Consider the following 3,228-nt stretch of genomic DNA (forward strand, 5'->3'; position numbering starts at 1 on the left):
GGCGGCATTGGCTGCCTTAGTTATTTTTGAGATCCCGGCGCCAGAAAATAGTGACGTATATCCCAACCTCAAAATTGTTTGAAAGCAAACTGGTAAGCTGAGTTAAAATATTGTTAAAGTTCTGATGTGAATTTGCGTCTTACTCTGGCGATCAATAATAATTTCAGGAGTGCTACCTTGGAAAAAGTATGGCTAAAGCGTTATCCGGCAGATGTCCCCGCAGAGATTGACCCGGATCGCTATTCTTCTTTGGTGGAAATGTTTGAGAACGCCGCACTGCGTTATGCGGACCAACCTGCGTTCATCAATATGGGGGAGGTGATGACCTTCCGTAAGTTGGAAGAGCGTAGTCGTGCTTTCGCCGCCTATCTACAGCAAGGTTTGGGGTTACAAAAAGGTGACCGTGTGGCCTTGATGATGCCCAACCTGCTGCAATATCCCATAGCTTTGTTTGGTATTTTGCGTGCGTGTATGGTGGTGGTGAATGTTAACCCGCTGTATACCCCGCGCGAGTTAGAGCATCAACTGAATGACAGCGGAGCTGTGGCAATCGTTATTGTCTCCAACTTTGCTCACACGCTGGAAAAGATCGTTTTTAAAACCCAGGTTAAACATGTCATCTTAACCCGCATGGGTGATCAGTTGTCGACGGCCAAAGGGACGCTGGTTAATTTCGTGGTGAAATACATCAAGCGACTGGTACCGAAATATTATCTACCCGATGCTATCTCGTTTCGCACTGCGCTGCAAAAAGGTCGCCGTCTGCAATATGTTAAGCCGGATATTATCAATACTGACCTGGCATTTTTGCAATATACCGGAGGTACGACGGGGGTGGCGAAAGGCGCAATGCTGACACACCGCAATATGCAGTCGAACCTGGAGCAGGCGAAAGCGGCTTATGCACCTTTGCTGCAACCCGGCCACGAGCTGGTGGTCACGGCACTCCCCCTCTATCACATATTTGCTTTAACCATGAACTGCCTGCTGTTTATTGAGTTAGGTGGGCGCAGTTTATTGATAACCAATCCGCGTGATATTTCGGGAATGGTAAAAGAGCTAAGTCGTTATCCATTCACCGCCATGACGGGTGTAAATACGTTATTTAATACTTTGTTGAATAATGAAGAGTTCACCAAGTTAGATTTCTCCACACTGCGCCTTTCTGTGGGGGGCGGTATGCCAGTGCAGAAAGCGGTTGCTGAACGATGGGAAAAACTGACCGGGAAACATCTGCTGGAAGGTTATGGTTTGACCGAGTGTTCGCCGTTAGTGACGGGTAATCCTTATGATTTGAAACACTACAGTGGCAGCATTGGTCTGCCTGTCCCTTCTACCGATGTTCGGCTGGTGGATGATGAGGGTAAAGACGTTGGATTGGGCGAACCGGGTGAACTATGGGTGCGTGGTCCACAAGTTATGTTAGGCTACTGGCAGCGGCCAGAAGCGACGGATGAAGTACTGAAAGACGGTTGGCTGGCAACTGGCGATATCGCAACCCTTGATGAACAAGGTTTTTTACGTATCGTTGATCGTAAAAAAGATATGATTTTGGTCTCTGGTTTCAACGTCTACCCCAATGAGATTGAAGATGTGGTAGCGTTACATCCGAAAGTGCTGGAATCTGCTGCGGTTGGCGTGCCTAATGAGGTCTCTGGCGAGACGGTAAAACTGTTTGTCGTGAAAAAAGATGCCTCACTGACACCTGAAGAGCTGCTAACCCATTGCCGCCGCTACCTTACAGGGTATAAAGTACCGAAAATAGTAGAGTTCCGCGACGAGTTGCCGAAATCCAATGTCGGCAAAATTTTACGTAGGGAACTGCGTGACGAACAAGTTAAGGCTAAAGGTAGCAACCAAGACGCAGCCTAACTTAACGGCGTCACTCAATCATCATCAACAACGCCGGTCATCGCCGGCGTTGTTGTGTTTGTCATAGACTAACGACCAAGAGAATCACGTTTTGAATTATCAGTTGATCACGACCAATAGTGCGTTGCAGCAGGTCTGCGAACAAGCCCGGACACATGCTCATGTCGCGCTGGATACGGAATTTGTCAGAACGCGCACCTACTATCCTCAGTTGGGCCTGATTCAACTGTATGACGGTGAACAACTTTCACTCATAGACCCCTTGCCCATCACTGAATGGCAACCTTTCAGTGAGCTACTGCAAGATTTGAATGTGGTGAAATATCTGCATGCTGGTAGCGAAGATCTCGAGGTGTTCTTAAATGCCTTTAGCCGGATGCCAACGCCGATGATTGATACTCAGGTATTGGCGGCATTTTCTGGTCGAACCCTGTCTTGCGGTTTTGCCATGCTGGTAAATGAGTTTGAAGGTGTTGAGCTAGATAAAAGTGAATCACGTACCGACTGGATTGCCCGTCCACTCAGTGAAAAACAGTGTGATTATGCCGCCGCTGATGTTTTCTATCTATTACCTTTGGCAGCTAAATTAGTGGAAGCCACCGAGGCTGCTGGGCGAATGGATGCAGCGATAGATGAATGCCAACTGCTGTGTCGCCGTCGCAGTGAAACACTTGACCCTGAGCTGGCCTACCGTGAGATAACCAATGCCTGGCAGTTACGTGGCCATCAGTTGGCATGTTTACAGAAGCTGGCGGCATGGCGCTTGCGTCAGGCGCGTGAGCGTGATCTGGCGGTTAACTTTGTGGTGCGTGAAGAGAATCTGTGGCAAGTCGCCCGTTATCAGCCAACCTCGCTGGGTGAGTTAGATTCCCTTGGCCTGAGTGGACAGGAGATTCGCTATCACGGGCGTACCTTGTTGGCGCTGGTGGCTGAGGGGAATGCTGTACCGGAAGAGCAGCTCCCGCAACCGGTAGCTAATCTGATCGACCAACCCGGCTACAAGAAAGTCTTTAAAGATATTAAAGCGTTGATCCAGTCAGTCAGTGAACGTAGTGGACTGAGTAGTGAGTTACTGGCGTCACGTCGTCAAATAAACCAATTACTCAGTTGGCATTGGAAACTAAAATCAACTGACACTCAGCCTGAATTATTAAGTGGCTGGCGGGGCGATTTGTTGTCTACGGAATTGGCTGAGATTTTGCAACAGTATTAATCGATATTCAGAGTGGGGTGGGCTTCACTCTGGGTGTTTCAATTTTAATTCATAAGTACTTTATGACTAATTGAAATAGAGATTAAGATTTTTCTTGTTTCAGTGATAGATATATCGAATAGCACAATGGGCTGGATATATAT

2 protein-coding genes are annotated in these 3,228 nt (G+C 47.8%); both read left to right on the top strand.

Annotation, left to right across the window (positions count from 1 at the left end):
• Positions 1–177: 177 nt before the first annotated feature.
• Positions 178–1,872, top strand: a complete 1,695-nt coding sequence (gene fadD / locus V1952_RS20880; protein WP_420075461.1) for a long-chain-fatty-acid--CoA ligase FadD — start codon at positions 178–180, stop codon at positions 1,870–1,872.
• 91 nt (positions 1,873–1,963) lie between these two features.
• A complete protein-coding gene (gene rnd, locus V1952_RS20885) occupies positions 1,964–3,085 on the top strand; it encodes a ribonuclease D (protein ID WP_372558930.1) in 1,122 nt (373 codons plus the stop codon).
• Positions 3,086–3,228 lie beyond the last annotated feature (143 nt).

Source organism: Yersinia sp. 2542 StPb PI (assembly GCF_048593855.1).
Classification (GTDB): Bacteria; Pseudomonadota; Gammaproteobacteria; order Enterobacterales; family Enterobacteriaceae; genus Yersinia; species Yersinia enterocolitica_E.